At 70.0% G+C, this 26,046-nt stretch carries 32 protein-coding genes and 1 pseudogene; 24 read left to right on the forward strand and 9 right to left on the reverse strand.

Annotated features, from left to right (window positions below):
- The first annotated feature begins 1 nt into the window (after nucleotide 1).
- The 7 genes from ACWDLG_RS13215 (at nucleotide 2) to ACWDLG_RS13245 (ending at nucleotide 6,808) form a co-directional block, all read left to right on the forward strand.
- Nucleotides 2-928, forward strand: a complete 927-nt coding sequence (locus ACWDLG_RS13215; RefSeq protein WP_449919311.1) for a carbohydrate ABC transporter permease — start codon at nucleotides 2-4, stop codon at nucleotides 926-928.
- Nucleotides 921-1,733 carry a carbohydrate ABC transporter permease gene (locus ACWDLG_RS13220; RefSeq protein ID WP_449919313.1) on the forward strand — a complete coding sequence of 271 codons (813 nt, stop codon included), beginning with the start codon at nucleotides 921-923 and terminating at the stop codon, nucleotides 1,731-1,733. The genes ACWDLG_RS13215 and ACWDLG_RS13220 overlap by 8 nt, the downstream gene beginning before the upstream one ends.
- A 29-nt stretch (nucleotides 1,734-1,762) precedes the next feature.
- Nucleotides 1,763-2,770, forward strand: coding sequence for a Gfo/Idh/MocA family protein (locus tag ACWDLG_RS13225; protein ID WP_449919316.1), 1,008 nt, complete (start codon nucleotides 1,763-1,765; stop codon nucleotides 2,768-2,770).
- Complete coding sequence (locus tag ACWDLG_RS13230; protein ID WP_449919317.1) at nucleotides 2,767-3,537, forward strand: sugar phosphate isomerase/epimerase family protein; 771 nt, start codon at nucleotides 2,767-2,769, stop codon at nucleotides 3,535-3,537. Before ACWDLG_RS13225 ends, ACWDLG_RS13230 begins: the two co-directional genes overlap by 4 nt.
- The gene (locus tag ACWDLG_RS13235) at nucleotides 3,534-5,039 is read left to right on the forward strand and encodes a beta-N-acetylhexosaminidase (protein WP_449919319.1); all 1,506 of its coding nucleotides are present in this window, start codon (nucleotides 3,534-3,536) and stop codon (nucleotides 5,037-5,039) included. Before ACWDLG_RS13230 ends, ACWDLG_RS13235 begins: the two co-directional genes overlap by 4 nt.
- Nucleotides 4,925-5,713 (forward strand): NAD-dependent epimerase/dehydratase family protein, encoded by a 789-nt coding sequence (locus tag ACWDLG_RS13240; RefSeq protein WP_449919727.1) that lies wholly within the window; start codon nucleotides 4,925-4,927, stop codon nucleotides 5,711-5,713. Before ACWDLG_RS13235 ends, ACWDLG_RS13240 begins: the two co-directional genes overlap by 115 nt.
- A gap of 87 nt (nucleotides 5,714-5,800) precedes the next feature.
- A complete protein-coding gene (locus tag ACWDLG_RS13245) occupies nucleotides 5,801-6,808 on the forward strand; it encodes a dihydrodipicolinate synthase family protein (RefSeq protein ID WP_449919321.1) in 1,008 nt (335 codons plus the stop codon).
- A 50-nt stretch (nucleotides 6,809-6,858) separates the two neighbouring features.
- Here ACWDLG_RS13245 and ACWDLG_RS13250 read toward each other — a convergent pair whose 3' ends face one another.
- From ACWDLG_RS13250 to ACWDLG_RS13260, 3 genes and pseudogenes are all read right to left on the reverse strand, one after another.
- Nucleotides 6,859-8,004, reverse strand: coding sequence for a mandelate racemase/muconate lactonizing enzyme family protein (locus ACWDLG_RS13250; protein ID WP_449919323.1), 1,146 nt, complete (start codon nucleotides 8,002-8,004; stop codon nucleotides 6,859-6,861).
- A 688-nt stretch (nucleotides 8,005-8,692) separates the two neighbouring features.
- Complete coding sequence (locus ACWDLG_RS13255; RefSeq protein ID WP_449919742.1) at nucleotides 8,693-9,283, reverse strand: hypothetical protein; 591 nt, start codon at nucleotides 9,281-9,283, stop codon at nucleotides 8,693-8,695.
- A gap of 97 nt (nucleotides 9,284-9,380) precedes the next feature.
- A pseudogene (locus tag ACWDLG_RS13260) lies at nucleotides 9,381-9,760 on the reverse strand (transposase); the annotation flags it as partial.
- A 51-nt stretch (nucleotides 9,761-9,811) separates the two neighbouring features.
- Between ACWDLG_RS13260 and ACWDLG_RS13265 the strand changes: the two are divergent.
- The 4 genes from ACWDLG_RS13265 to ACWDLG_RS13280 all read left to right on the forward strand — a co-directional run bounded on the left by ACWDLG_RS13265 (nucleotide 9,812) and on the right by ACWDLG_RS13280 (nucleotide 13,267).
- Complete coding sequence (locus ACWDLG_RS13265) at nucleotides 9,812-10,237, forward strand: Tn3 family transposase (RefSeq protein ID WP_449919324.1); 426 nt, start codon at nucleotides 9,812-9,814, stop codon at nucleotides 10,235-10,237.
- 647 nt (nucleotides 10,238-10,884) lie between these two features.
- Nucleotides 10,885-11,310, forward strand: a complete 426-nt coding sequence (locus tag ACWDLG_RS13270) for a hypothetical protein (protein WP_449919327.1) — start codon at nucleotides 10,885-10,887, stop codon at nucleotides 11,308-11,310.
- A gap of 149 nt (nucleotides 11,311-11,459) precedes the next feature.
- The gene (locus ACWDLG_RS13275; protein ID WP_449919330.1) at nucleotides 11,460-12,605 is read left to right on the forward strand and encodes a sensor histidine kinase; all 1,146 of its coding nucleotides are present in this window, start codon (nucleotides 11,460-11,462) and stop codon (nucleotides 12,603-12,605) included.
- Nucleotides 12,602-13,267 carry a response regulator gene (locus ACWDLG_RS13280; RefSeq protein ID WP_449919332.1) on the forward strand — a complete coding sequence of 222 codons (666 nt, stop codon included), beginning with the start codon at nucleotides 12,602-12,604 and terminating at the stop codon, nucleotides 13,265-13,267. The genes ACWDLG_RS13275 and ACWDLG_RS13280 overlap by 4 nt, the downstream gene beginning before the upstream one ends.
- 356 nt (nucleotides 13,268-13,623) lie before the next feature.
- Here ACWDLG_RS13280 and ACWDLG_RS13285 read toward each other — a convergent pair whose 3' ends face one another.
- Both ACWDLG_RS13285 and ACWDLG_RS13290 read right to left on the reverse strand, forming a co-directional pair.
- Nucleotides 13,624-14,082 carry a Clp protease N-terminal domain-containing protein gene (locus ACWDLG_RS13285; protein ID WP_449919334.1) on the reverse strand — a complete coding sequence of 153 codons (459 nt, stop codon included), beginning with the start codon at nucleotides 14,080-14,082 and terminating at the stop codon, nucleotides 13,624-13,626.
- A 6-nt stretch (nucleotides 14,083-14,088) separates the two neighbouring features.
- A complete protein-coding gene (locus ACWDLG_RS13290; RefSeq protein WP_449919336.1) occupies nucleotides 14,089-14,277 on the reverse strand; it encodes a helix-turn-helix domain-containing protein in 189 nt (62 codons plus the stop codon).
- Between the two features lie 89 nt (nucleotides 14,278-14,366).
- Between ACWDLG_RS13290 and ACWDLG_RS13295 the strand changes: the two genes are divergently transcribed.
- Both ACWDLG_RS13295 and ACWDLG_RS13300 read left to right on the forward strand, forming a co-directional pair.
- Nucleotides 14,367-15,035 carry a DUF998 domain-containing protein gene (locus ACWDLG_RS13295; RefSeq protein WP_449919339.1) on the forward strand — a complete coding sequence of 223 codons (669 nt, stop codon included), beginning with the start codon at nucleotides 14,367-14,369 and terminating at the stop codon, nucleotides 15,033-15,035.
- A 347-nt stretch (nucleotides 15,036-15,382) separates the two neighbouring features.
- A complete protein-coding gene (locus ACWDLG_RS13300) occupies nucleotides 15,383-15,943 on the forward strand; it encodes a hypothetical protein (protein ID WP_449919341.1) in 561 nt (186 codons plus the stop codon).
- 229 nt (nucleotides 15,944-16,172) lie between these two features.
- Here ACWDLG_RS13300 and ACWDLG_RS13305 read toward each other — a convergent pair whose 3' ends face one another.
- Nucleotides 16,173-16,448 (reverse strand): helix-turn-helix domain-containing protein, encoded by a 276-nt coding sequence (locus ACWDLG_RS13305; RefSeq protein ID WP_449919344.1) that lies wholly within the window; start codon nucleotides 16,446-16,448, stop codon nucleotides 16,173-16,175.
- Nucleotides 16,449-16,738: 290 nt separating this feature from the next.
- Between ACWDLG_RS13305 and ACWDLG_RS13310 the strand changes: the two genes are divergently transcribed.
- A complete protein-coding gene (locus tag ACWDLG_RS13310) occupies nucleotides 16,739-16,939 on the forward strand; it encodes a hypothetical protein (protein WP_449919346.1) in 201 nt (66 codons plus the stop codon).
- A gap of 53 nt (nucleotides 16,940-16,992) precedes the next feature.
- Here ACWDLG_RS13310 and ACWDLG_RS13315 read toward each other — a convergent pair whose 3' ends face one another.
- From ACWDLG_RS13315 to ACWDLG_RS13325, 3 genes are read right to left on the reverse strand one after another with little or no spacing between them, the layout of a single operon-like run.
- Nucleotides 16,993-17,679: a methyltransferase domain-containing protein gene (locus ACWDLG_RS13315; RefSeq protein WP_449919348.1), complete on the reverse strand. Its 687-nt coding sequence runs from the start codon at nucleotides 17,677-17,679 to the stop codon at nucleotides 16,993-16,995.
- Nucleotides 17,676-17,903: a 30S ribosomal protein S18 gene (rpsR, locus tag ACWDLG_RS13320; RefSeq protein ID WP_449919350.1), complete on the reverse strand. Its 228-nt coding sequence runs from the start codon at nucleotides 17,901-17,903 to the stop codon at nucleotides 17,676-17,678. The genes ACWDLG_RS13315 and rpsR overlap by 4 nt, the downstream gene beginning before the upstream one ends.
- On the reverse strand, nucleotides 17,900-19,015 hold the full coding sequence (locus ACWDLG_RS13325; RefSeq protein WP_449919351.1) for a CobW family GTP-binding protein: 1,116 nt from the start codon (nucleotides 19,013-19,015) through the stop codon (nucleotides 17,900-17,902). Before ACWDLG_RS13325 ends, rpsR begins: the two co-directional genes overlap by 4 nt.
- A 70-nt stretch (nucleotides 19,016-19,085) precedes the next feature.
- Here ACWDLG_RS13325 and rpmG point away from each other — a divergent pair, with 70 nt between their 5' ends.
- The 10 genes from rpmG to ACWDLG_RS13375 all read left to right on the forward strand — a co-directional run bounded on the left by rpmG (nucleotide 19,086) and on the right by ACWDLG_RS13375 (nucleotide 26,019).
- The gene (gene rpmG, locus ACWDLG_RS13330; RefSeq protein WP_449919354.1) at nucleotides 19,086-19,250 is read left to right on the forward strand and encodes a 50S ribosomal protein L33; all 165 of its coding nucleotides are present in this window, start codon (nucleotides 19,086-19,088) and stop codon (nucleotides 19,248-19,250) included.
- The gene (locus ACWDLG_RS13335; RefSeq protein ID WP_449919356.1) at nucleotides 19,247-19,492 is read left to right on the forward strand and encodes a type B 50S ribosomal protein L31; all 246 of its coding nucleotides are present in this window, start codon (nucleotides 19,247-19,249) and stop codon (nucleotides 19,490-19,492) included. The genes rpmG and ACWDLG_RS13335 overlap by 4 nt, the downstream gene beginning before the upstream one ends.
- Nucleotides 19,492-19,728 (forward strand): 50S ribosomal protein L28, encoded by a 237-nt coding sequence (gene rpmB, locus ACWDLG_RS13340; RefSeq protein WP_449919357.1) that lies wholly within the window; start codon nucleotides 19,492-19,494, stop codon nucleotides 19,726-19,728. Before ACWDLG_RS13335 ends, rpmB begins: the two co-directional genes overlap by 1 nt.
- On the forward strand, nucleotides 19,728-20,027 hold the full coding sequence (gene rpsN, locus ACWDLG_RS13345) for a 30S ribosomal protein S14 (protein ID WP_449919360.1): 300 nt from the start codon (nucleotides 19,728-19,730) through the stop codon (nucleotides 20,025-20,027). Before rpmB ends, rpsN begins: the two co-directional genes overlap by 1 nt.
- Nucleotides 20,028-20,029: 2 nt before the next feature.
- Nucleotides 20,030-20,194, forward strand: coding sequence for a 50S ribosomal protein L32 (gene rpmF / locus ACWDLG_RS13350; RefSeq protein ID WP_449919361.1), 165 nt, complete (start codon nucleotides 20,030-20,032; stop codon nucleotides 20,192-20,194).
- A gap of 592 nt (nucleotides 20,195-20,786) precedes the next feature.
- Entirely contained in the window at nucleotides 20,787-22,313 is a 1,527-nt protein-coding gene (locus ACWDLG_RS13355; RefSeq protein ID WP_449919364.1) for an ABC transporter substrate-binding protein, read from the forward strand.
- Entirely contained in the window at nucleotides 22,310-23,245 is a 936-nt protein-coding gene (locus ACWDLG_RS13360) for an ABC transporter permease (protein ID WP_449919365.1), read from the forward strand. The genes ACWDLG_RS13355 and ACWDLG_RS13360 overlap by 4 nt, the downstream gene beginning before the upstream one ends.
- Nucleotides 23,242-24,003 carry an ABC transporter permease gene (locus ACWDLG_RS13365; RefSeq protein ID WP_449919368.1) on the forward strand — a complete coding sequence of 254 codons (762 nt, stop codon included), beginning with the start codon at nucleotides 23,242-23,244 and terminating at the stop codon, nucleotides 24,001-24,003. The genes ACWDLG_RS13360 and ACWDLG_RS13365 overlap by 4 nt, the downstream gene beginning before the upstream one ends.
- 34 nt (nucleotides 24,004-24,037) lie before the next feature.
- Complete coding sequence (locus ACWDLG_RS13370; protein WP_449919370.1) at nucleotides 24,038-25,498, forward strand: ABC transporter ATP-binding protein; 1,461 nt, start codon at nucleotides 24,038-24,040, stop codon at nucleotides 25,496-25,498.
- Nucleotides 25,489-26,019: a GNAT family N-acetyltransferase gene (locus tag ACWDLG_RS13375; RefSeq protein WP_449919372.1), complete on the forward strand. Its 531-nt coding sequence runs from the start codon at nucleotides 25,489-25,491 to the stop codon at nucleotides 26,017-26,019. Before ACWDLG_RS13370 ends, ACWDLG_RS13375 begins: the two co-directional genes overlap by 10 nt.
- Nucleotides 26,020-26,046 lie beyond the last annotated feature (27 nt).

The raw sequence follows: 26,046 nt of genomic DNA on the forward strand, positions 1-26,046 counted from the left end.
GATGCTCACCAGACCACCGGGGAAGGCGGCCGCCGCACCGCGGCCGCCCGCCCGGATACGGCACGTGGGAGAGCGGGCCTGGGCGTTCGCCTTCGCCTCGCCCTACCTGCTTCACCTGGTCGTGCTGGCCGCCTGGCCGCTGCTGGCCTCGCTGGTCTTCAGCATGACCGACTACGACCTGATGTCCTCGCCCAGGTTCGTCGGTTTCGGCAACTTCACCCGGCTCTTCAGCGACGGCGTCTTCTGGCAGACGCTGGGCAACACCGCGTACTTCGCCGTGCTGTTCGTGCCGACCCAGACGGCGCTGGCCCTGGCCCTGGCGATCGCGCTCAACCAGCGGCTGCGCGGCATGGCCCTCTTCCGCGCGGCCTACTTCGTACCCGTCGTCTCCTCGTGGGTGGTCGTCGCGTACGTCGCCGACGCGGTCTTCAACCCGCAGACCGGCATCGCCAACCAGGTGCTCGGCTGGTTCGGGCTGCCCGCCGAGAACTGGTTGCAGGACCCCGCGCTGGTGATCCCCACGCTAGCGGCCGTCGCGGTGTGGAAGGGGGTCGGCTACATGATGGTGCTGTTCCTCGCGGGCCTGCAGGCCATCCCCGAGGAGCGCTACGAGGCGGCGAAGATCGACGGCGCGTCGGCCTGGAACCGGTTCCGGTACATCACCCTGCCCGGCGTCTCCGGCACCACCTTCCTGGTCCTGGTGCTGACCTCCATCGAGACGCTGCAGTCGTTCGAGCAGGTCTTCGTGATGACCGACGGAGGTCCTCACGGGGCGAGCGAGCTGACCGTGCTCCACCTCTACCGGCAGGGCTTCCAGTTCTTCCAGATGGGCTACGCCTCGGCCATCGCGTGGGTGCTGTTCGTGCTGGTCCTTGCGCTCACGCTGGTGCAGTTCCGTCTCCAGCGCAGGTGGGTGCACTATGCGTAGAACCATCTCCTACGTGCTGGTGCTCGCGGGTGCCCTCGTCATGCTGGTGCCGTTCGTCGCGGCACTCGGGAACTCGCTCAAGAGCTTCGCCCAGTACATCCAGGTGCCGCCGGTGTGGATCCCAGATCCGGTCCAGTGGGACAACTACGCGGAAGTGTGGCGGCGTACCCCGTTCGGGCTCTACCTCGTCAACAGCCTCGTGATCGCGGTCCTCGCCGTGGCCGGCAACGTGCTGACCAGCGCGATGGTCGGCCACGCCCTGGCCAGGATGCGCCTGCCGGGCAAGCAGACGCTGCTCGCCATGGCACTCGGGACCATGATGCTGCCGACCGTCATCACGATCGTCCCAAACTTCCTGCTGTTCCGCTCGCTGGGCTGGCTGGACACCCTGCTGCCGCTCGTCGTGCCGTACTGGCTGGCCACGCCCATCGGGATCTTCCTGATGCGGCAGACCTTCCTCGGCATCCCCAAGGACTTCGAGGAGGCCGCGGGCCTTGACGGAGCCAATCCCTGGCAGGTGTTCTGGCGGGTCCACCTCCCGCTGGCCAAGCCGGCCCTGGCCACGCTGGCGGTCTTCACCTTCACCACCTCGTGGAAGGCCGTGCTGGAACCCACCATCTATCTCACCTCACCCGAGAACTACACGCTGCCGGTCGGCGTGCTGAGCCTCAAGGGCCAGTTCGTCGGGAACGACCAGCTCGTCACGGCTGCGGCGATGATGAGCCTGCTGCCGATGCTGGTCGTGTTCATCCTGGCCCAGCGTTACTTCGTCCGCGGAACCATGTCCGCGGGACTCAAGGGCTGAGGCCCTCCGTCCCATCCAGGAAGGAAATCGTGACAACAACATCCGGGCTGCGCCTGGGCGTCATCGGCGCGGGCACCATCGCCGAGCTCCACGTGGCCGCCGCTCGTCAGACGGCCGGCCAGGTGAAGATCGCCGCGGTGTGCGACGTGCGCGCCGAGGTGGCGGAGAAACTGGCCGCGGAGGCCGGCGCCCGCGTCTTCACCGACCATCGCGAGATGATCGACGCGGGCGGCCTCGACGCGGTCGTGATCACCGTCCCGCACGCCCTGCACGCGCCGATCACCCTGGACGCCGCCGCGGCCGGGCTGCACGTGCTCTTGGAGAAGCCGATCGCCACCACGCGCCAGGACGCGATCCGCATGATCGACGCCTGCCGTGCGGCAGGAGTCGTGTTCACGGTCGGGCACGTCCTGCGCTTCGTCCCGACGCTGCGCGCCGCGGCCGCCTATCTCGCGTCCGGCGAACTCGGCCAGGTCGTGGTGGCCTCGGAACGGCGTACCGCCGACTACGCCGACCCTTCGAGGCCCCGCTGGTTCCTCGACGCCGACATGGCCGGCGGCGGGATCGTGCTCAACGTCGGCACCCACAGCATCGACAAGCTCCAGATGCTCGTCGGCTCGCCGATCGTCGAGGTCACCGGCCACATCGCCGGACCCGCCGGCGCATCGGTCGAGACGGAGGCGGTGGCCCTGGCGCGGCACGCCGACGGCACCCGCTCGACGATCTCCGTCACCGGCACCGGCCTGCCGTTCACCGACGAGGCCGAGCTCGTGTGCGGCGAGGGCGCGGTCAGGATCAGCCGGGGCGAAGGCGTCTGGTCCTTCCGCGGAGGCGTCGCCACCCAGGTCGCCGCCCCCGAGCCCGGCGAGATGACCAAGGCGTTCGCCGCGCAGCTCGCCGACTTCGCGCACGCCTGCGCGGCGCGGAGCGCGCCCCAGGTCACGCCGGAGTACGCGCTGTCCGTCCTGGACGTCGCCCTCGCCGTCTACGAGTCCGCCCTCAACGGTTCCACCGTCACAGTGAAGGGACAGATGTGAACCCGATCGCGTTCAGCACGCTCGGCATGCCGGGCGCCCCCGCCGACGAGGTGATCGCGGTGGCCGCCAAGTACGGCTGCGCCGGCGTGGAGCTGCGCTGCGCCGACGGCGAGATCGTCGCGCCGGACACGTCGGCCGCCGACCTGCGTCAGGTCCGCCGCGCCTTCGACGAGGCAGGAGTCGAGATCGTCGCCGTCTGCTCCTACACGCGCGTGGCGCGGCCAGACGGCGACACCGTGGCCGAGGTGCTGCGCCACGTCGAGATCGCCGAGGCGCTCGGCTCGCCGTTCGTGCGCGTCTTCGGCGGGGTCGAGGGACAGGACGATCCGGCCGCCGCCGCGATTCGGAGGCTCGCGGAGGTGGCGGACCTGCTGCCGGACAACGGCGTCGACGTGCTGCTGGAGACGCACGACGTCTTCCTCACCGGCGAGGCGATCGCCGGAGTGCTCGCCGGGGTCGGCTCGCCACGGGTCGGCGCGCTGTGGGACATGGTCAACCCGTGGCGCGCGGGCGAGACGGCCGCCGCCACGGCGGACGCGCTGGCACCGTACCTTCGGCACGTGCAGATCAAGGACGCGGCGGCGCCGACCGAGCTGGCCCCCGTGCTGCCCGGCCGGGGCGCGGTGGGGGTGCCCGGTGTGCTCGCCGAGCTCGACCGTCTCGGCTACACGGGCTATCTCGCGCTCGAATGGGAACGCGTGTGGTACCCCGACGCGCCGCCCGTCGGCGATGCCCTCGCCGCCTTCCGCGAGGTGCTCGGGCGATGATCTCCCCGCTGATCCCGCAGGTCACTTCGTTGATCCCAGGGCCAGGACTGTTCCCGCTCGGCCACGGCACGCAGGTGAGCGGCCCGCACGCCGGGACGGCGCGGGACCTGCTCGGCCTGGAGTCGGAAGGCGGCGGCGCCGGGGAGATCACCCTTCACCTCGTGGACGACCCGTCCCTGGGGGAGGAGGGATACACGCTCACCGTCACCCCTGACGAGGCCAGGATCGCCGCGGCCGGACCCGCCGGGCTGCGCTGGGGCGTCCAGACGCTGCGCCAGCTGAGCGGGCCCGGCGGCGTGCAGTGCTGCACCGTTCGCGACGTGCCCAGGTACACCTGGCGCGGCGTGATGATCGACGTGGCTCGCTGGTGGCGTCCGATCTCCTTTCTGCGGGCGTACGTCGACCTGCTGGCGTTGCACAAGTTCAACGTCCTGCACCTGCACCTCACCGACGACCAGGGGTGGCGGTTCGAGGTGCGCGGCCACCCGCGGCTCACCGAGGTCGGAGCCACCCGTGCCGAGTCCTCGGCCGGTCACGCACGGGAGGGCAGGTTCGACGGGACCCCGCACGGGGGCTTCTACACCCAGCGCGGCCTGGTGGACTACGCGGCCGACCGCGGCGTGACCGTGGTCCCCGAGATCGAGTTCCCCGGGCACTCCCAGGCCGCGATCGCCGCCTGTCCCTGGCTCGGCCACACGCCCGCCGAGGTGCGCACCTCGTGGGGAATCTCCTCGCACGTGCTCAACGTGAGCGATCGCGCCGCCGGGTTCGCCCGTGACGTGCTCGACGAGCTGAGTGAGGTGTTTCCGTCCAGATTCATCCACATCGGCGGTGATGAGGTCCGCAGCGGCGAATGGGCGTCCAGCCCCGACGCCTTGCGGCGGGTGGCGAGCGAGGGGCTCGCCGGCCCCGAGGCGCTGCATGGCTGGTGGGGGCGGCTCCTCGCCGATCACCTGCGCGGGCTCGGCTGCCGTGCGGTGGCCTGGGACGACATGTTCGACCACGACCCGCCCGAGGACATGGTGATCATGGCGTGGCGGGGTGTGAACCGGCGAGTACCTCCCCACCAGGGAACGTTTCGACTACAACGCCTTCCCCCGCCTGTGCGCCGTCGCCGAGGCCGCCTGGTCCTCCGGCAGGGACCTCGGCGACTTCACCCGGCGGCTGACCGCGCACCTGCCGCTCCTAGACCGGCTGGGCGTGCGCTACCGGAGGCCAGACGACGAAGGAGCGCGACATGTTCACCTCTGAACGGGAACTCGAGGACCGGCTGGCCACCCCCTCGGCGGCGCTGGTCGCCGACGTCGGCGAGTTGGACGGCGACCTCGTCGTGCTCGGCGCCGGCGGCAAGATGGGGCCGAGCCTGGTCCGGCTTGCCCGGCGAGCGCTGGACGCCGCGGGACGCGGCTCCGCCCGCGTGTACGCCGTGTCGCGCTGGTCGGACGACGCCGCCGCCAAGGAGCTGGCGGAGCAGGGCGTCGACGTGGTGCGCCACGACCTGATGGGCGACGACGACCTCGCCGGGCTGCCCGACGCGGCGAACGTCGTCTTCATGGTCGGCGCCAAGTTCGGCACATCGGCGGCGCCGTACCAGGCGTGGGCGGTCAACGCCGCGCTGCCCGCCGCCGTCGCGCGGCGCTACCGCGACTCGGCGATCGCGGCGTTCTCCACCGGCAACGTGTACCCCCTGGTGGACGTGGCCTCCGGCGGGAGCGCGGAGGACGACCGGCCCGGACCGGTCGGCGAGTACGCGATGAGCTGCCTCGGCAGGGAGCGCGTCTTCGAGCATGCCGCCGCTTCGTACGGCACCCGGGTCACGATCCTGCGCCTCAACTACGCCGTGGACCTGCGCTACGGCGTCCTGGCGGACATCGCCGCTACCCTGGCGGCGGGCGAGCCGGTCGACCTCACGACCGGCCACGTCAACGTCGTCTGGCAGGGATACGCGAACGAGGTCGCGCTGCGCTCGTTGCGGCACGCGCGGGCACCGGAGGCGTTCACGCTCAACCTGACCGGCCCTGAGACGGCCTCGGTGCGGCGCACGGCCACCCGGCTGGCCGCAGCACTCGATGTCGAGGCGACCTTCACCGGCCAGGAGAGCGGCACGGCGCTGCTGAACGACGCCTCCCGCTGCCACGGCCTGTCAGTTACCCCGACGTGCCGCTCGACACGCTGATCGCGTGGCAGGCCGGCTGGCTGTCACGCGGGCTGCCCCTGTCAGGGAAGCCGACCAGGTTCGCGGTGCGCGACGGGAGGTTCTGAGATGTCGATCGACCTGCTCAAGGAGGGGACCGTCATCCCCGCCCACCCGCTGGCGTTGACAGGACGGCGCACGCTCGACGAGCGTCGCCAGCGGGCGCTCACCCGCTACTACCTCGCCTCCGGAGCGGGCGGGGTGGCCGTCGCGGTGCACACGACGCAGTTCGAGATCCGCGACGCGGGGCTGCTCAGGCCGGTGCTGGAGATCTCCGCCGACGTGGTGGCGAAGGAGGCCGACCGGCCCTTCGTCATGGTCGCGGGGGCGTGCGGCGACACCGCACAGGCCGTCGCCGAGGCCGAGCTCGCCGCCTCGCTGGGCTACCACGCCGTGCTGCTGTCTCCGAAGGTGGCGGGCGCCGGCGAGGCCGAGCTGCTCGACCGGGCTAGGGCCGTCGGGGAGGTGCTGCCCGTCATCGGCTTCTACCTGCAGGAGGCGGTGGGCGGCAGGAGGCTGAGCCCGTCCTACTGGCGCTCGCTGAGCGAGCAGGAGTCGGTGGTGGCGATCAAGATGGCGCCCTTCGACCGCTACCGCACGGTCGACGTGGTCAGGGCCGTCGAGGCGTCGGGGCGCGGCGACGACATCGCGCTCTACACCGGAAACGACGACAACATCCTGACCGACCTGCTCACGCCGGTCGCGGGGCACCGCATCGTCGGCGGACTGCTCGGCCAGTGGGCGGTGTGGACCCGCGCGGCGGTACTCATGTTCGAGGAGGTACGCCAGGTATGGGCCGGGGACGACCAGGTCCTCCGCTCCCTGCTGGCCCGCGCCGCCGACCTCACCGACGCCAACAGCGCCGTCTTCGACGTGGCGGGCAACTTCCGCGGCTGCATCGCCGGAGTCCACGAGGTGCTGCGCGGGCAGGGGCTCCTGGCCGGAACGTGGTGCCTCGACCCGCAAGAGGGACTGTCCCCGGGACAGGCCGACGAGATCGCCAGAGTCGGTGCCGCCTACCCCTGGCTGGTCGACGACGACTTCGTCGCCGCCGGCCTGGACGACTGGCTGCGCTGAGCGCTCCGGTGTTCCGCCGCCCTCCTCGGGGAGCGGCGGAACACAGTCCGTCAGACGCTCCAGTGGGCCGAGGCGAGGGCGCGGACCGCGTCCTCGTCCACCTCGACCCCCAGGCCAGGCCCCGAAGGCACCAGTGCCGTGCCGTCCACGACCTCCACCGTGCTCCCCCCGACGTACGCCGAGTGGACGAACTGCCGCCCGTTGAGATCGACGGGAGTGTCCACGCCGAACGCGGCGAACAGATGCAGCGAGGCGGCGAATCCGAGATCGGTGTCGGTCAGTCCCGAACCCATGATGCGCAGCCCCGCGTCCTCGGCGAACTGGCACAGCCGGCGGGAGAGCGTGAGACCGCCCGAACGCTGAACCTTGGCGATGGCGATGTCGACCGCGTCGAGTTTCACGAAGGTGGCCAGGTCGGAGGGATGGCGCAGGCTCTCGTCCAACGCCACGGGCAGCGGACTGCGGTCCCGCAGCCGGCGCAGCCCGGTGACGTCGTTGGCGGGCAGCGGCTGCTCGAACGCCGACACGTCCAGGTCGGCGAGCCTGCGCGCCATACGCAGCGCGCCGTCCACGGTGTAGGCCTGATTCGCGTCCACCCAGATGGGCGCGCCCGGAGCCGCCTCCCTGACCGCCGCCACGACCGAGACGTCCGTCGCCTCGTCGTGCAGGCCCACCTTGACCTTGTACGCCTGATAGCCCTGCTCCCTGCCCTCCTCGACCGCCTGCCGTACCTCGGCCGGGGTCTGGCCGGCCACGATCCACCCGAGCGTGATGCGGTCGACGCGGCGCTGGCCCCAGAGCACGCCGACGGAGACACCGAGCGCCCGGCCGAGCAGGTCGTGCAGCGCGATGTCGAGTGCGGACTTGGCGATGGGGGAGCCGATCGTCAGCCCTCGGTTGATCACCTTCTCGTACGCCGCGCAGGCACCGTCGAGATCCCACGCCGACCGTCCGACCAGCGCGGGAGCGAGGTAGCGATCGATCGTCGTCGAGATCGACTCCACGGTCTCGTAGGTCCAGGCGGGTGTCGGCGTCGCCTCTCCCCAGCCGGTCAGCCCTCCGGCCGTCACCTTGACAAGAACCCGTTCGGCGGGCTTCCCCGCCGTGGTGACACTTCCCCCGGAAATGCTGAACGACCGGATGGACGGCAATTCCACGACAAATGTGTCCACCTGCTCGACGATTAGCGACTCCATGATTCTCCCAATGGCATGAATTCGTGCTGTTTTCGTTACCGCGATGCCCTGAACCTAGCACGCTGGAAATGATTCACGAATTCATGGAATGAATTCATGGCGTTCGCCGATTCGGCGGCGCCCCCGGCGTCCCTGCAGCTCGACGGCGCAGTTCACGCGTTCTCTGGCTCACGGGCGGCGAGGTGACGGCGGCGACGATCATCGCGGCACGGGGACCGATGGAGGAGACACAGTCGCCCTTCGACGCGAGCACCCGGCGGAACGGGAGAGCCGACGGCGTCGAATCGGCCCGCGCCTCCTCCGCGTCGAAAGTGTTAGTCGAGAGTGTTCGGGAACTGCACGGCGAAAGCGCGACGGAGGCATCGTTGACGAGCACCGTCTGGACGGCTTCGACTTCGCCGAGCAGCACCCTGCAGCGCGGTTGTCGTCGCCGTCGGCAGAGTGGGCCTTGTGATACGACTTTCGTATCTCCCCTGTCAGGGCTCTCCTTTCGCATGGTTACTGCGGACGTTGCGCGATCGTTCGCAAGGTAGGTCCGGACGTCGCAACGTTCGCGTGGACGGGATAGTCATACGGCTCAAGCAACGGGTTCAGGAACAGGCACTTAGCTTGTCGTTTAACCTCTGATCTTCGCATTTGCCCTGGGAGATGACGAAGCGGGTGGTTGCTCGGTGTAGCGAGTGTGGGATCACCTTCTGGGCTTGGTGCCTTTGCGGTGGTGAGCTGGGCGTTGGTAGGCCTCGCCGGTAGCCAGGACGCGCCCGACTTCGTGATGTGGGACGGGACGGTTGGTGGAGCCGGGTGGCCGACCGGGACCAGGCCGGGTGGGTTTAGGCGCACGCGCAAGCGAAGGCGTCTTGGTGCGGATGTGCCGAAACCCTCTACGAACCCGGGCTGGAGTCAGCCGGAGCGGGTCGGCGGGTTTCTCCCAGGGGCGCCGCAGGTCGTCGGCCAGACCTCGGGCCAGACGCAGTTGGGTGTGGACAGCCAGAATGAGCCAGGTCCACCGGTCGGCCGCCTCAGGGCTGCGGATCTTGGGGGCGGTCCAGCCGAGGGTCTGCTTGAACAACCGGAAGGTGCGTTCCAGATCGAACCTGCGCAGGAACGCCTGCCAGAGCCGGTCGACGTCAGCGGCGCTCGCGTCGGTGCCCGACCACCACAACCACACCGGCTTGGGATCGCCGCCGCCGGGCAGATGCTCTACCTGCAGCCGGATCACAGTGCCCTCGATCAGCGGCAACTCGGTCAGGTGCTCGATCCAGGCCGCCCGCCGGGTCAACCGCGGGTGCAGCCGGCCCCAGGCCAGCCAGCGCGGTCGCGGTGCCGTACCGGGTAGTGGCAGTGGTCGTGGTCTGGTCGGGGGTGCCCCAGGTGGAGCTCTGGCCGAAGACAAACTCGCCGACGTGCCTGGGTGGCCTGCCGCCCCCGGGATTGGCCAGGAAGAAGTCCTGGCGCGAGGGCGCCGGGCGGCGCATCACCCGATCCGAGCGCAGTCGGCCAAGCAGTTCGACCGGCAGGTCGGCCAGCAGGAACGACAGGCGGTGCAGGTCATAGCCGGCATCGGCGATCAGGACGGACGGGTCCCGGCCTGCCACTGCCCGGCAGCGACCAGCCGTTCGATCACCTCGCGGAGTTGGGCGGCGGTGACCGTGACGTCGGCGCCGGGCTCCAGGCGCAGCGCGTCCAACAGCGCGGTCCAGGACGTGCGACCGGTTTCCAGGGCCGCGACGATGGAGTACGGCCAGCCCGGGATCATCACGTGGGTGTCCTTGCCGCGTCCGTAGGTATGGCAGAAGGACCGGGGGGCATGCTACGCCGTACGCTGCACGCGGCGAAGTACCTGTCGGACCCAGCCTACCGCCGCAAGATCGCCCGCCAACTGAACAAGGGCGAGAGCCTGCACACGCCGCGTCGCGGCCTGCACTATGCCCAGCAGGGCGCCATCATCAGGCCGGCCTTGGGCGATCAGACGGACCAGACATGGTGTTTGACCGTTTTGACCAGCTCTGTCATAGCGTGGACGACCGAGTACTACTCACTCGCCGTGCTGCAGCTGCGGGCGGCCGGCAGGGACGTTCCCGACGAGCTGCTGGCCCACATCTCCCCGGCGCGCAGCGAGAACGTCAACTTCTTCGGCGTCATCACCGTGGACGTCGAGGCGGAGCTGGCCAAGCCGGACGGCGGCGGCTGGAGACCGCTGCGCCCGGCGACTGCGGATTCGACGGTGATGTGACCCGCCGGGGCAGAAGGGCCAATTCCCGGGCGCGAGAACACGCGCCCGTCGTCGATGCCGATCACGATATTGGGCTGGCGCTAGGACCGCGAGCGGATCCTCGGTCATGAACGCCCCGCGCATACGGACTGTCCCCCACTGCGCCACCCACCCAAGACGGGTCGCAGGACGGCGCTTGTCGGCCACCGCCTCCAGCACGCCACGATCCAGCCGGAAGAGCCCGTTCCGGCTCCGCCGCTGACGGCTCCTCGGGGAAGCGGCCATGCCGGGCGGCTCGTCAGAAAGGTTCGGAAAGGCATGGCCCCAGGAACGTAAGCCCAGCAGCCAGGCCAAAGGTCGCGACATCGAACCGAAGCGAAGATCACGTTCCTAGCGCCAATTTCTGCACTCAGCCTCCACCAGTACCGAAGGCGAAGAAGTCGGCCTCCCACGTCATGCCCGGCGCGACTGGCCTGGACATGCCGTCCTAAAGCCCTGACAGTCTCGGCCTTGTGCGGTCGGTTGAGGCCTGATGTCTACTCCCTTCGGTGTAGTGCGTACGGCGAACGGTGCAAGGTCAAGTGACGATCAACGGACGACGCGCTCCCGCTGCGGCCCGGCCTAGCGTTTCTCCTCGAGATAGCCGGATGAGAGCTGGAGGAATCGCCATGAGCAAGAGAGTGATGGCTGCGATCGCCGGGCTGAGCTTGACGGCCGGTTTGCTGGGATTGGCCGGCGCGCCGGCTGGTGCCCAGGTCGGCACGGCCAGCGAGGCTGTCACCGCTGCGATGGCCGTGCCGAAGCCGCCGAAGGGCGCCAGGGCGGTGGTTCAGGTCAGCCCCAATCCCACCACCAAGCGAGGCCAGGAGGTGACGATCACCGGCCACTGTGGCGGCGGCAAAGGGCTCAAGGCCGTGCTCGCCGGGCTCGACAGGGAGCACCCAGTGCTACAGAACATCCGCATCGTTGAGGACAACCCGAAGGGATTCTTGGCGAAGGCGACCCTCGCCCCCAAGATCGGTAACGGCGTCGGTCCTGTTTTCGTCGACTGTGGCGGCGAGGCAGGCGTGACCCTCCTGGTCACCCACGTCTGATCCGAACCTTCCCACCCGGGCTGGTAACAGATCCAGAGCTTCCGCAGTCCTTGAGTCCGCCGATCCACGCGGCTACGGAAGCCGAACACGCCGTCCGGTACGCCCCGGCCCGGCGTTACACCCGTCACCCCTCGAGAAAGGGCCTCCGCATGGCAGAGCCGCCCCCACGACGCGAACCCGCTCCTGTCTGGCACTTCGCCCGGATCACCGACATTACGCTCGCTGCCTTCACTCTGGTCTTCTTCGTCGCCGTAGCCCTCGCCACCGGGGTGCACAGCCCCTGGCAGGGCACGATCCCCCTCGCTCTGCTTCTCGGAGCGCTCCTGCTAGTCAGACGCCGCTGGCCGATGACCGTGCTGCTGCTGTCGATCGGCGGGATCTTCGCCTATCACCTCACCGGACATTGGTCTCCCGCCGGTTGGATCTGGCCAGCCGCGGTCGCCTACTTCACCGCCGCCACCACGCCACGCGTGCGCTGGGTGGCCGCCATCGGCCTGGCTCAACTGGTCTACTCCGCGGTCGACTTCCGCTCGGTCCTGGACACGAACCCGACCCGCTACCTGATCCACGTCGCGGGGGAAGGACTGCTCCTGGCGATCCTCATCGCCGCGGGCCTCACCTACACCGCCGCGATGCGCTGGCGCGAACGGCTGCGCGAAACCGACAGCCGTGCCCGCGCCGCCGAGGAACGGCTGCGCGTCTCGCACGAGGTTCACGACGTCATCGCCCACACGCTGGCCGTCGTCGGCGTTCAACTCAATGTCGCCGCCGACACTCTTGAGGAGGACCCGGCCGCGGCCGCCGCCGCGCTACGCCTGGCGAAGGACGTCAGGAACCGGGCGATGACCGACCTCCGCTCCCTCATCGCGGTCTTGCGCGACAACCCCGGCGACACCGTGCCCCAGCCCGATCTGGCCTCCTTGGGCACTCTCATCGCCGACGCCCGCGCCGCAGGGCTTGACGTGACCCTCGACGAGCACGGCGACCCGGCGACCGTTCCCGCCATTCCCGCCATCGCCATCTACCGCGTCGTACAGGAGTCCCTCACCAACACGCTCAAGCACGCGGGGGCGAGCAAGGCCGAGGTGACGATCAATTACGCGTCGGGCTCGATCACCGTCGAGATCAGCGACGACGGCCGCAGCGTCCCAGGCGGTGCCGATGTCACCGAAGGCCATGGCCTGGCGGGCATGCGCGAGCGGGTGAGCGCACTCGGGGGCGTGCTCACCGCGGGGCCGGTCCCCGGCGGTTTCGCCGTGCGGGCCGACATCCCTGTGGCAGGCTCGACGGCATGACGATCAAGGTGCTTCTCGCCGACGACCAGGCACTCGTACGGGCCGGCTTCCGCAGCCTGCTGGCCCGCTCCCGGGACATCACGGTAGTCGGCGAAGCCCAGGACGGCGACGAAGCCGTAACGTTGTCCGCGAGCACCCGCCCCGATGTGATCCTCATGGACATCCGCATGCCGGGCACCGATGGGATCACCGCCACGCGCCGCATCGTCACCAACCCGACCACTCTGGGCTGTCGCGTCATCATCCTCACCACGTTCGACACCGACGAACATGTCTTCGCCGCCCTGCGCGCCGGCGCCAGCGGCTTCCTCACCAAAGAGGTCGAACCCGCCGAACTACGCCGGGCGGTCGCCGCCGTCGCCGGCGGAGACGCGCTCCTGTCTCCGGGGGTGACCCGCCGCGTCATCGAGCAGTTCGCCCACCGGCAGGACCTCACGCCCAGCGCGGGGCGGCGACTGGCCGCCCTCACCGCCCGGGAACTGGAGACGGTCAAGCTCGTGGCGCTCGGTCTCTCCAACAACGAGATCGCCGAGCGCCTCGTCATCAGTCCGCTCACTGCCAAGACCCACATCACCAGGGCCATCGCCAAACTGAACGTGCGCGACAGGGTCCAGCTGGTCATCCTGGCCTACGAGAGCGGCCTGATACGGCCCGGCGCGTGACATCGGGATCAAAGGTCAGCCACCAACCCGGAACCAGGCATCCATCCCCCTTGGTTCGCTTAAGCCTCCGAGCGTCGGCATTTGGGGTCATGGGGTGTTCACGGGTGGATCTGGCCTGGGGTGGAGGAGGGGGCAAGAAGATCGTTTCCCGGCATGAAGATGATCGTTTCCCAGCTCCGAATCGATGCCCAGGATCCTGGAGTACAGGACAGCGGCGTAAGGGTTCCTCGATCCGCAGTGTCCTGGCGGTGGGTGCTGCGGCGGCTGGCTCGTCGACGTCGAAGTCCTGGCGCGCACATGGCCCGCTCACCACGACAACGTCCACGCCCACGGCACTCTCTTCGTCGCGCCATCGGCTACGGCGCAAGACGGGCGCGGGCAGTCACCCGGTCCACGCCGAGCTCGGTCAGCACGTCAGACGCGGGATCGGTGCGGTCACCGTCCAGGAGCCCGACCAGCAGGTGGACCGCGGTGACCCGGCGCGCGCGGCTGCGCCTAGCCACGACGAGAGCCCGGGACAGGGCGGCCTTCGCACCGGAGGTGAAGGGCATCCGTTTCGAAGGTGCCGAAATCATGGCCCGCTCGACGCCACGCGCATCTACGCCGATTGCGGCAAGGGCGGCATCATCCAAGACAGCGAGCGCGGACCGCGCCGATTCAACGTCCGCCCCGAGTGCCTGTGCCGCCTCTGCTTCATGGAGCACGCCGAGGAGTAGATGTTCTGTGCCAATGCGCCGGTCGCCGCGCCGCCGCGCCTCCGCCGGTGCGTGCGCCACGACCGCGGCTTGGGCGCCAGCCGTGAACCGTTCGAACATCGCAACTCACTTCCCGTGCTTGGCGTGGGCGGACTGGCGCGAGACTCCGAGCGCGTCGCCGATCTGCTCCCAAGACCAGCCTTCAGCTCGAGCGCGGGCTACTGCGGCGGCCTCGACCTGCTCCGCGAGCCGGTGCAGGGCACCGACGGCGCGCAGCCCCACCGCCGGGTCGTGCGACCGCAGTCGGGCGACCAATTCGGGCTCCTCCATGACTGTCAGTTTGGATTGACAAGCGGCACTTGTCAACCCAAACTGACAGACCTCAAATACTCGAGGAGGGCTCAATGTCCAAGGCCACGTTCATCTGCGGCATCGCCGCCGGTCCGCTGTTCGTACTCAGCTTCCTGATGCAGGGCGCCGTTCGGAACGGCTACGATCCGCTGCGCCATCCGGTCAGTTCCCTCGCCCTCGGCGACCATGGCTGGGTGCAGAGCGCCACATTCCTCGTCGCCGGCGCGTTGACCACCGTCTTCGCCGTCGGGCTCCGACGGAATCTGCACCCAGGGCCCGGCAGGCTATGGGGCCCAATGCTCGTGGGCGTGTGGGCGCTCGGCCTCGTCGGCGCCGGCCTGTTCACCACGGACCCGGTGAGTGGATACCCGGCTGGCAGCCCGGATCTGCTGCCTGCCTACGGCAGCACCCAGGCGGCCCTGCACGACGCCGTGTCGCTGGTCGCCTTCGTCGCGATCCTGGGGGCCTGCATCGTGTTCGCTCGCCGGTTCGCCTCCGAGAACCGGCAGGGCTGGGCGCTGTACTCGACCGCGACCGCCATCGTCGTCCTCGTCGCCCTCGGACTCTCGAACGCGGCCTTCGCCCAATCGCCGAACCTCGTGGCCTTCGGCGGCCTGTTCCAGCGAATCATGATCGTTGCAGCCTGGTCATGGCTGACCCTGCTCGCCCGGGACATCTATGGCAACAGTGAGCGATCAAGGCTGAGCGCCCGGATCCGTTAGCCGATCGCGCATCGGACATCGGGCTGGACGAACCGGAGATGACGCCGACCAGCATCGGGGTTGAGGAACCGGCGCACAGCCGGCCCGTTGTGCGCGCGGTCCGCCCCAGATGCCCCGCCACCGGCACTACCCGCTCTACGCCCACCTTCGGCGACGCGCCAGCGGCGGCATCCGGGAGACGTTGGACCTTGGATTGGCCATCCCTACGACGGGCGCGTGCAGACTGGCTGCCCGCTCTCCCCTCCAGCCCGTGAAGGCGGAGCGCCGTATGCAGGCGTTGATCTTGATTGTGGTAGTGACTGCCAGAACTTCCCCGCTTACAGTGTGGAGTTGTTGGACCACATGGCGTGAAGCGGATCGGGTGGGCGCGTCTGCGCTCTTTCGTGGAGGGCGACGTGACGTCACTGTTGGAACGTTTGGCCCAGGTCGAGGCGGCTGCCACCGAGAAAGCGGCCGAGCTGCGTGAGCAACTGGCCGCTGCGGAGGAACAGCTCCGGCGCCTGTCCATCACCCGCGAGACGCTGCGGGCATTGTCGGCCCAGAGTGAGCAGGTGGCGGGATCGGGCGAGTCAGGCGCCGAGGAACCAGTCGAGGCGGGCAAGAGGCATGAGCCGGACGGCCCAGCCGGGCCTTCAGGCGGGACTGCGGCGTTGCCGGAGTTGCGCGGAGTTCGCCGGCAGACGGTGGCGTTGCTGGCCACGGCACAGCGGCCGATGCGGGTCCGGGATGTGGTGGTGGCGCTGGGCCAGCCGGACGACCGGGGGAAGGTGGAGTCGATGCGGTCGCGGTTGCTGCGGCTGGCCGCCGATGGATGGCTGACCCGCTGCGAGGGCGGCGCCTACGCGATCGCCTCGGGCGTGAACGGCAACGCCCCAGCCTGGGAGGGAAGTGAGCCGATAGCTTCGTGAGTGACTGAAGCGGGGTGCCGCCGAGATTAGGCCCTCGGCGGCACCCGAGGTTGCGTGAGCACCCTCCAGGTTCTAACTGACAGTGGCTCGCGCACTCCCGAGAGTGACCCGGATGGGATGTCTTGGGGAGGGGCGTCGAGCCTGGATTTCGCCTGCCCTGCTGGCGGCAGGGACGGGGCGGGAAGGATCGGCGATGCCCTCACCAGGGCGAAGGCGGGTTCGTCGCGGGTCAGCCTCTCCCGGATCCGCCGGGCGAGGCAGGCCAGAGCCGGATGGCCAAGCCGGCTTCAAGTTGGGCGATGGTCGCGACGTCGGGCCAGCAGCGGCCGGCGATGAGGTCGTTGATGGTCTGCCGATTGACGCCGGACATCACCGCGAGACGGCGGAAACTCAGCCCTTGCTCGGCGATCACCTCGGCCAAGGTGGCGGCGATCGCTTGGACGACGGCGGCGGCCGGGTGGCCGGACAGATCCGCGTGGGGCCAGTTCTCCGGGTCGTCGGCCAAGTTCCGGGGAGACCGGGAACGCGCGCATCCTCCGACCATGACAAAGTGCTCCTTTCGGTTAATGTCGTCGCGCTCAGTAACGGCAGGTTGTTCTGCCGCTATGGGTGGGGTGTGACCCTCGACGCGGAAACCTCGGCCACGATCAACGGCTACCGGCCGTCTCCGCGCAGCCTGCGCGCGTAGGCCTCGACGTCGTCGTGTACCGGGTCGTCGGCGCCGACGGCGAGGACGGCGGGCGCCACCCCCGCCAAGGAAGGAGCTTTGACGCGATCTTTCTGAACCGCCTGTAGGTGCTGTTCGTGATGGAGGTCCATCCGCGGCGCGTGCACATTCTGGGTGTGACCTGCCACCCGACCGGCGCGTGGACCGCTCAGCAGGCCCGCAACCTCCTGATCAACCTTGGCAGCGAGTTAGCTTGGCCAGGGAAATCGCAGATCAGAACGTATGCGCAATTTTTGACGCGTTACAAGGCGTGCGGGCTGCTGGACTGAGCCAAGTCCCGCAGCACATCCACCCACCCCAGCGGCGGCGAAGGAGATCCTCGTCACCGGATGGCGACGAGGATCGTGTCGTCGCCTACCTGCCACACCGTCCCCACTTCGACGAACCCGGCGTCGCGCAGCAGCTGCTCGTGTACGGCGACGGACACGCGATGATCGGCCTCCACGGCCGGCTCGGCATCTATGGCTCTCCACCACGATGACCAGTCCTCGTGATGGAGAGCCGCCGCTGCTCGCCTGACCGTGGCGGCCAAGTCGGCGACCATAGGTTGCTCGTCGTAGAGGTTGTCGGCGTTGACGAAGACGCCGCCGGGGCGCATCCGCCCGGCCAGTTCGCCGTACATCCCGGCGAGGGTCTCAGGCGGCAGATAGTGCAGAGCGGTGCTGGACATCGCCGCGTCCACCTTCCGATCCAGCCCGAGCAGGCCCGGCCAGCCGGGGACGCTCAGATCGGCCTCGATGAAGCGCGCCACCGTCGGGTACCCGGCTCTGCCGAGGGCGAGGAGCAGCGGGTCCACGTCCACGCCGACGATCTCCGCCTCCGGCAGGCGCTCGGCCGCCCGGCCGGACAACGATCCGGGACCGCAGCCGAGGTCCAGGATCAGCGGCTGGGCCACGTCGCGAAGGGCATGCGCCAGCACGTGGACGATCGTCGCGAATCGCTTCTCCCGGTTGGCGACGTAGCGCTCCTGCTGGGCGTCCCACCGGGCCAGCGCCTCCTCGGGCGTCATCCGCGCGTGCGGGAGACGTACGGCAGGAGCGCCATCTCCCGGGCGTTCTTGATGGCGGTGGCGAGCTGGCGCTGCTGCTGGACGGTGACGCCGGTGACGCGACGGCTGCGGATCTTGCCCCGGTCGGAGACGAACCTGCGCAGCAGGTCCGTGTCCTTGTAGTCGATGGAGCTGACCCCCAGGAGCGGGTTGCTCTTCTTGCGCGGGGTGCGGCGCGGCTTCATGCGGTCTCCTTGAGCAGGGGAGCGAACGGGTCGTCGAACTCGGCGGCGGACTCGTGCGGCGCGAGCAGGCAGGAGTCGAGCAGGGCGTGGATGCGCTCGTGGTCGAGGTCAGGGCCCATGAACACCAGGTGCTGGACGCGGTCGCCGACGATCGGGTTCCAGTCGAGGGCGGCGATCGTGCGGCGGGTCGGGGAGACCATCTCCCAGGCGGCTTCGGGCAGCGAGGCCAGCCACGGCCCGGCGTCCTCCACTGAGATGATCCCGGCGACCGCGTCCCAGGCGAGCATGCGGTCCTTCTGGCTGGCCAGCCAGAACCGGCCGCGGGAGCGGACCGACTCGGTGACCAGCTCATCGACGGCTTCGAAGAGGCGGGCGGGGTGCAGCGGGCGCAGCCGCCGCCAGACCACGGTGGTGACCTCGCCGGTCCGGGCGTCGCAGGGGAGCTGGGCAGTGGCGGGGTCGACGCGTTCTGCCAGCGCGGCGGTGCAGACGGCGGGGCCGGTCACCGCGGGGAGGTTCTCGGCGTGGACCGGGGTGTGGGGCGCCAGGTGGGTGAGGATGGCGCGGGTCAGCTCGTGGTCCTCCTCGTCGCCGCCGCGCAGGGCCAGGCCGGTGGCGTATTCGAGCTGGCGGGCCAGCACCTCGGCCAGGTAGCGCTGGTCTCCGGCCGCGGCGGGCTGGCCCGTTTCGATCAGTTTCTCGCCGCGGACGATGTCGATCGGCAGGTGTTCGGCATCCAGGGCGGTCAGCACGCTGGCCAGGCGGAGGATCTCGTGGGCTTCCTCGCTGTCGAGTGCTTCGGCCACGGATCGGGGTTCGACCGAGTCCCAGAGGTCGACGACGAGCAGCGGGGTGGCGTCCGCGTGCCGTACCAACTGCGGGAGCAGGTCTTCGCGGACGGTGCAAGTGACGCAGCCGTGCGCGAGCCGGATCTCCGAGACGTCCAGCATCTCGTCGGCGGTGCGGACCGTGCGCTCGACGCGGCCGGAGGTCACGTTGAGCAGGTCGTGGTGGATGGCGACGGCGCCGGGGTGCTCGCGAAGGAGTTGGTGGACGACTGCGGCGCGGGCCGCGGTGTGCAGACCCGCGACCAGGACGACGGGGGTTGACACAGCACCTCCCATAAAAATGAAAACCGTTGTCGCTATCATGGCATACTGCTGCGACAGGAAAGGACACGCCTTGACCAGAAACGAACTTCGGCCGGTGATCAAACTGCGGTCCACCGCAGGCACCGGCTACACCTACGTGACCCGGAAAAACCGGCGGAACGACCCCGACCGACTCGCGCTCCGCAAGTACGACCCGATCATCCGCCAGCACGTCGCATTCCGGGAGGAGCGATGAAGAAGGGCATCCACCCGGACTACCGCCCGATCGTCTTCCGTGACCCGAGCGCCGGGTTCGCGATCCTCACCAGGTCCACGATGACCAGTACCAAGACGATCGAGTGGGAGAACGGCAACACCTACCCCGTGGTCGACGTTGACGTCTCCTCGGCCAGTCACCCCTTCTACACCGGGCGCAGCCGCGTCCTGGACACCGCCGGGCGGGTCGACCGCTTCAACCAGCGTTACGGGAGGTCGTGATGTCGGCCCGCTGCCAGCTCACCGGGGCGGCGCCGGTCTTCGGCAACAACGTCTCCCACTCTCACCGGCGCACCCGGCGCCGGTGGAACCCCAACATCCAGCGCCGCCGCTACTGGCTGCCCAGCGAGGACCGGTTCGTCCGGCTGACGCTCAACACGCGAGCGATCAAGACCGTGGACAAGATCGGCATCGAGGCGGCCGTGGCCCGGATTCGCGCCCGGGGAGAAAAGGTCTGATGGCCAAGAAGAGCAAGATCGCGGCCAACGAGCGGCGCAAGGTCGTGGTGGCCCGCTATGCCGTACGGCGGGCCGAGCTGAAGAAGCTGATCCGCACCGGTACGCCGGAGGAGCGGGCGGCAGCCGTACAGGAGCTGAACCGCCAGCCCCGTGACGCCAGCGCCACCCGCCTGCGCAACCGCGACTCCGTCGATGGGCGGCCTCGCGGGCACCTGACGAAGTTCGGCCTCTCGCGGATCCGCTTCCGCGACATGGCCCACCGGGGCGAGCTCCCCGGGATCACGAAGGCGAGCTGGTAGCTGTGGCCGTGCCCAAGCGCAGGACCTCGCGCAGCAACACGCGGCATCGCCGCAGTCAGTGGAAGGCGACCGTGCCGGACCTCGTCCCGATCACCGTGAACGGGCGGGACCTGCTGGTCCCTCGACGACTCGTCCGCGCCTATCAGCGGGGGCTCGCCGCTCGATGAGATTACCGCGCACCGGGTCGCCCGCCAGCATTGCCGGGCGCGGAACCGCAGAGGGCGATCCGGTCGCGCCATCGCGTCTCTCTGGCCCGCGTGCGACAAGGTTTCAAGCGTGGAGGCTATAGAGCGATCACGGTGAACACCAGGTTGCCGGCCACCATCCATCTGTCAGTGAACTCGGTCAGTCGCCTACCGTCCATCTCACGGCCCGCGCCCAGGAGTGTGGCCGTGAAGCGCCCGGACGGATCGAGTGAACCATCCCGGTCGGACTGGCTGGATGGGGCGCGGCTTCACCGCCCCCGCACTCACGCGGCTGTGGGACTAGGGATTTGCAGGGCCGGTCGCGGAGCTGATCGCGGCACTCACGCTGTCGGCGGGCGTGATGATCGCCCAGCCGTTCGTGCTCGCGCTGATCCCCGCCTTCGCCCGCGACGGCCTGTCCGGCACCTACTTCGGGGTGTCTACCTGATCTCCGGCGTCGCGGCGGCAGCGGGCACCGCCACTCTCGGCTGGGCCGACCGCGCCGGACCTCTGCTTTGCGCGGCCATCGGCCTCGGCTGCGCGACGTCACAACGAAATGGAAAGGCACCACCCCATGAACGATCACCTGAACCGCCGTGGCTTCCTCGGCTTCACCGCCGGCTTGTCGGCCGCCGCGCTCACCGGGTGCGCAACACAGCCCGCCGCCTCAACCGGGGGCTCGACAGGAGGCAGGTTGCGGGCGGCTTTCGCGGGAGGCGGCGCCACGGAGGTGCTCGACCCGCACCTGGCGAACCTCTTCGTCGAGGCGGCCAGGTCCAAGGCCATGTTCGACAAGCTCGCCGACCTTGGCGCTGACGTGTCGCCGCAACCGAGGCTGGCTGAGAGGTGGGAGCCGTCGGCCGATCTCACCCGGTGGCGGATCACCCTGCGTCAGGCCGCCTTCCATGGCGGCCGCCCCGTGCGCTCCCAGGACGTGCTGGCCAGCTACGCCCGCATTCTCGACCCGAAGCGGACCTTCCGCGCCAAGTCGAGCCTGGCGGTGATCGACCTGGCGAACAGCCGTGCGGTGGACGAGCGGACGGTGGAGTTCGCGCTGAAGCGGCCGTTCGTGGAGTTCCCCAACGTGCTGGCGGCGTTCGGCACCTACATCGTCCCCGAGGGCGCCGAGGACTTCACCAAGCCCGTCGGCTCCGGCGCGTTCTCCTTCGTCTCCTTCCAGCCCGGCCGTTCGGTGCTGCTCAAGCGCAACCCGGACTACTGGGACGGCGCGCCGTACCTGGAGGAGTTGGAGTTCGTCATCGCCAACGAGGAGTCCGCGCGGATCAACGCCCTGCTCGGCGGGCAGGTCGAGTACGCGCACGACCTCACGCCGACCACTGCCCGGCAGTACGGCTCGCGGGTCAAACTGGTCCGCTCGCCCAACAGCGGCATGCAGGCCTTCGCCATGAAGGTGGACCGCCCGCCGTTCGACGACCGGGACCTGCGCGAGGCGATGTTCCTGTTGACCGACCGGCAGCAGTTGGTGGACACGATCATGCCGGGAGCGGGGCAGGTCGGGAACGATCTGTTCGGAAAGGACTACCAGTACTACGCCGCCGACATCCCGCAGCGCGAGCCCGACCTGGACAAGGCGCGGGCGCTGATCCGCAAGGCGGGCGCGGAGGGGTTCACGGTCCAGTTGACGACCTCGGCCGCCGCCGCGGGCTTCGTCGAGTCCGCCAGCGTCTTCGCCGACCAGATCCGCAGGGCCGGGTTGAAGGCCGAGGTGGTGACGGGCAACAAGGACACCTACTGGGCCGACATCCTCACCAAGGGTTCGATGGTCAGCTTCCGCTCCGGCGCCATGCCGATCGAGACGCACATCGCCCAGCGGCTGCTGTCGACCTCCACCACCAATGCCACCAAGTGGGCCCGCCCCGAGTTCGACGCGCTGTACGCCAAGGCCGTCTCCACCGCCGACGAGCAGGCCCGCCGCCTGGCCTACCACCGGATGCAGGAGATGCTGCACGCCGAGGGCGGTCTGCTGGTCTGGGGTTTCGCCGACTGGATCGTCGGAACGGCCGCGAACGTCACCGGCGTGCCCAGCGCGCCCGCCAACACGCTCGACTGGGCCCGCTTCGACAAGGTCCGGCTGGGGTGAACCTGCCGCGCTACGCAGGGCGGCGGCTGCTGCTGGGCCTGGGCCAGGTGATCGGTGTCGCTGCCATGGTGTTCCTGCTCGCCGAGGCCCTGCCAGGGGACGCGGCCGTCGCTCTGGCCGGAGACAACCCCGACCCGCAGCGGATCGCGCAGATCCGCGCCACGCTGGGTCTGGACCGGCCGCCGCTGGACCGGTTCCTCGACTGGCTGGGCGGGCTCGCCCGCGCCGACCTGGGCGTCTCGATCGTCTCCGGCCGGCCGGTGGCGGAGATCCTGCTGGACGGGCTGGAGCCGACACTGGTGCTGGCCGGGCTCACGCTCCTGGTGCTCGTGCCGGCGGCGATCCTGATCGGCGTGGCCGCCGCCGTCCGTGAGGGCCGCGCGCTCGACCAGGCGCTGACCTCGGTGAGCGTCGCGCTGTACGCGATCCCGGAATTCGCCCTGGCCATCGTGCTGATCGCGGTGTTCGGCGTGGGCCTGGGCTGGCTCCCGCCGACCGCGGTCGGCGTGCAGGACCTGCTCGCGCATCCGGCGGTGCTGGTGCTGCCGCTGCTCGTCCTGCTCGCCCGGCCGATCTGCTCCATCAGCCGCCTGGTCCGCGCCGGGATGATCGACGCACTGCATTCCGGGTACGCGCGCCACGCCCTCAGGCTCGGCTTACCCGTCCTTCGGGTACGGCTGGCGCACGCGCTACCCAACGCGCTGGCGCCGGCCGTCCAGCAGATCGCTCGCACGACCGACTGGCTGCTGGGCGGGGTGATCGTGGTCGAGGCGGTCTTCGTCATCCCCGGTCTGGGCACGACCTTGACCGGTGCCGTCGACGGGCGGGACCTGCCGGTCGTCCAGGGGCTGGCGCTGGTCTTCGCCACCACCACCGTGCTGGTGAACCTCGTCGCCGACCTGGCGGCCTTCCGGTTGGCGCCGCGCGCATGAGACGGATAGTGCTCGCAGTACCGCTGCTCATCGCGCTTCTCGGCCCCTGGTTCGCGCCCGACGACCTCGCCAGGAGGGCGGCCTTCACCAGCGAGGGTCGGCTGGGCACCGACTTCATCGGCAGGGACGTGTGGCATCAGGTGCTGCTCGGCGGGCGGAGCCTCGTGCTCGTCGCGCTGCTGGCCACGGGTGGCGCCTACCTACTCGGCGTCCCGTGGGGGGTCGTCGCGGCCATGACCCGGCGGCGGGTGCTCGACGAGCTGCTCATGCGCCCGCTCGACCTGCTGCTCGCGGTGCCCTCGCTGCTTCTGCTCATCCTGCTGGCCACCGTCGCGCCCCGCGGTGTGCTCACCCTGGTGCCCATCGTCATGCTGATCAACCTGCCCGACGTCGCCCGGATCTCCAGGGCCGCCGCGCTGGAGATCGCCGGCCGGCCGGCGCTGGAGGCCATGCGCCTGCAGGGGGAGAGCCCGTGGCGCATCGCGGTCGGCTACGTGGGCCGCTCGATGCTGCGCACCCTTGCCGCCGACCTCGGCACCCGCCTGACCGGGGCGCTCTACCTCGTCGCCGCGGCCAGCTTCCTCGGCATCGGCGTCTCCCCCGACGCCGCCGACTGGGCCGTCATGGTGGACCGCAACCGCGCGGGGATGTTCCTCCAGCCGTGGGCGGTGGTCGTCCCCGCGCTGCTGATCGTGGCGCTGTCCGTCGGCCTCAACCTCACCTTCGACCGCGCCCTGCGCAGGAAGGCCAGCCCGTGACCGACGTCATCGACCCGCGCAGGAAGGCCCGCCCATGATCGACGTCGTCGACCTGCGCGCGGAGCCGATCCTGCACGGGGTGAGCTTCCAGGCGCCCGCCGGGCAGGTGCTGGCCATCGTCGGCGCCTCGGGCAGCGGCAAGACCACCACCGGACTGGCCCTGCTCGGCGAGCACCCACCGGGCGTCGACGTCACCGGCACCCTCACGGTGGCGGGGCAGGAGATCACCGCCACACACCCGCCCGCTCCTGGAACCGTGGGCTTCATCCCGCAGCATCCCTCCTCGGTGCTCAACCCCGTCCGCCGGATCGGCGCCGTGCTCAGGGAGATCGCCGCGCGGCACGGCACCTCCGTCGAGGCGACGCTGCGCCGCGCCCGCCTGCCCTCCGATCGCGCCTTCCTGCGCCGCTACCCCCACCAGCTCTCCGGCGGCCAGCAGCAACGGCTCGTGATTGCCCAGGCCCTGCTCGGCGATCCCGCCGTCATCGTGGCCGACGAGCCCACCACAGGTCAGGACGTCCTCACCCGCGACGAGGTGGTGCGCGAACTGTCGCAGCTGGTACGGCAGGGCATCACGATCGTCCTGCTCAGCCACGACCTCGACGTCGTGCGAGCCCTTGCCGGCCACGTGGTCGTCCTCCGCGACGGCCGGGTGGTCGAGGCGGGACCTGCCGACTCGGTGCTGGCCGAGCCGCGCGAGGAGTACACGCGCGCGCTGGTGGCCGCCCAGCCCAGCGTGGACGACGTCACAACGCGAACCGTCGAGGCGGAACCCCGACTGGAGGTGACCGGCCTGTTCGCGGGGCACGGCCGCGCGACCACCCTTCATGGGGTGTCGGTGCGGGCCGCCGCGGGCGAGTGCCTGGCCGTCGTGGGCCGCTCCGGCAGCGGGAAGACGACTCTCTCCCGGTGCATCGCCGGACTCCACCGGCCGAAGTCGGGGTCCGTCCGGCTTGATGGTCGCGGGCTGGCCCGCCGTACCAGGAAGGACCTGGCGGCGGTGCAGTACGTCTTCCAGGACGCCCGCGCCTCTTTCGACCCGTATCGCACGATCCTCGACCAGGTGGCCCGCACGGCCGTACGGCTGCGCGGGATGAGCACCGAGCAGGCCAGGACCGCCGCACGCGAGACCCTCGCCGAGGTCGGCCTGCCCGCCGCCGCAGTGGGGCGCCGGCCAGGTGACCTGTCCGGCGGCGAGCTGCAACGCGCCGCCCTGGCACGCGCCCTGCTCGCCGGGCCCGACGTCCTGATCTGCGACGAGATCACCTCAGGGCTCGACATGCTCACCCAGGCCGCGGTTCTCGACCTCCTCCAGCGGCTCGCCCGCCGACGCCGCCTCACCCTCATCATGATCAGCCACGACCTGGGCGTGGTGGCAAGGCTCGCCGATCACGTCGCCGTCGTCCACGACGGCCAGGTGGTCGAGCACGGCCCTGCCGCCCTCGTCCTGCCCACCATCGCCGCCAAGCAACGGGAGAACACACCGTGTCCGTGACCCACGACTACGAGCTCCGCGCCGCCGGTCCCGCCGACCTCGACGGCGCGCGCAGCGTCATGCTCGACACCTTCTACCGCGACCTCGGCTACGGCTACTGCCCGGAATGGCACGGCGACGTCATCGACCTGGAGGGCGCCTACCTTCGCGACCCGCGACACGGCCTGTTCGTGGCCGTCCACAGGGGACAGGTGGTGGCCACGACGGCCGTGCGCGCCATCGGGCCCAAGAGCCCGCCACACCCGGCGTGGCTAGCCGAGCGCTATCCCGAGCACCGCACCGCCCAGCTGTTCCGCGTCTACGTCCGCCCCGAACACCGGCGCCGCGGGGTTGGCAGGGGGTTGGTCGAGCTGGCCCGCGCCTTCGTCGCGAACAACCAGGGCTACGAGCATCTCTACCTGCACACCGACACCCGGGTGCCAGGGGCCGAGGCGTTCTGGCGCTCACTGGCGACCGAAGTGCACGATGACCGCGACGGCGACGCACGCAACTTCCAGACAGTCCATTTCGAGATCCCCTGAGGATCCCGAGGTTGGAGGCTCTACCTT

The sequence above is a fragment of the Nonomuraea sp. NPDC003727 genome, from assembly GCF_053586935.1.

Bases quoted from the DNA above. Each gene is read 5' to 3' on its own strand.
- rpsR (WP_449919350.1), bottom strand. From the start codon at position 17,903: ATGAAGCCGCGCCGCACCCCGCGCAAGAAGAGCAACCCGCTCCTGGGG.
- ACWDLG_RS13220 (WP_449919313.1), top strand. From the start codon at position 921: ATGCGTAGAACCATCTCCTACGTGCTGGTGCTCGCGGGTGCCCTCGTC.
- ACWDLG_RS13245 (WP_449919321.1), top strand. From the start codon at position 5,801: ATGTCGATCGACCTGCTCAAGGAGGGGACCGTCATCCCCGCCCACCCG.
- ACWDLG_RS13335 (WP_449919356.1), top strand. From the start codon at position 19,247: ATGAAGAAGGGCATCCACCCGGACTACCGCCCGATCGTCTTCCGTGAC.
- ACWDLG_RS13215 (WP_449919311.1), top strand. From the start codon at position 2: ATGCTCACCAGACCACCGGGGAAGGCGGCCGCCGCACCGCGGCCGCCC.
- ACWDLG_RS13285 (WP_449919334.1), bottom strand. From the start codon at position 14,082: ATGTTCGAACGGTTCACGGCTGGCGCCCAAGCCGCGGTCGTGGCGCAC.
- ACWDLG_RS13235 (WP_449919319.1), top strand. From the start codon at position 3,534: ATGATCTCCCCGCTGATCCCGCAGGTCACTTCGTTGATCCCAGGGCCA.
- rpsN (WP_449919360.1), top strand. From the start codon at position 19,728: ATGGCCAAGAAGAGCAAGATCGCGGCCAACGAGCGGCGCAAGGTCGTG.
- ACWDLG_RS13275 (WP_449919330.1), top strand. From the start codon at position 11,460: ATGGCAGAGCCGCCCCCACGACGCGAACCCGCTCCTGTCTGGCACTTC.
- ACWDLG_RS13280 (WP_449919332.1), top strand. From the start codon at position 12,602: ATGACGATCAAGGTGCTTCTCGCCGACGACCAGGCACTCGTACGGGCC.
- ACWDLG_RS13370 (WP_449919370.1), top strand. From the start codon at position 24,038: ATGATCGACGTCGTCGACCTGCGCGCGGAGCCGATCCTGCACGGGGTG.
- ACWDLG_RS13265 (WP_449919324.1), top strand. From the start codon at position 9,812: ATGCTACGCCGTACGCTGCACGCGGCGAAGTACCTGTCGGACCCAGCC.
- ACWDLG_RS13365 (WP_449919368.1), top strand. From the start codon at position 23,242: ATGAGACGGATAGTGCTCGCAGTACCGCTGCTCATCGCGCTTCTCGGC.
- ACWDLG_RS13315 (WP_449919348.1), bottom strand. From the start codon at position 17,679: ATGACGCCCGAGGAGGCGCTGGCCCGGTGGGACGCCCAGCAGGAGCGC.
- rpmB (WP_449919357.1), top strand. From the start codon at position 19,492: ATGTCGGCCCGCTGCCAGCTCACCGGGGCGGCGCCGGTCTTCGGCAAC.
- ACWDLG_RS13355 (WP_449919364.1), top strand. From the start codon at position 20,787: ATGAACGATCACCTGAACCGCCGTGGCTTCCTCGGCTTCACCGCCGGC.
- ACWDLG_RS13295 (WP_449919339.1), top strand. From the start codon at position 14,367: ATGTCCAAGGCCACGTTCATCTGCGGCATCGCCGCCGGTCCGCTGTTC.
- ACWDLG_RS13270 (WP_449919327.1), top strand. From the start codon at position 10,885: ATGAGCAAGAGAGTGATGGCTGCGATCGCCGGGCTGAGCTTGACGGCC.
- ACWDLG_RS13250 (WP_449919323.1), bottom strand. From the start codon at position 8,004: ATGGAGTCGCTAATCGTCGAGCAGGTGGACACATTTGTCGTGGAATTG.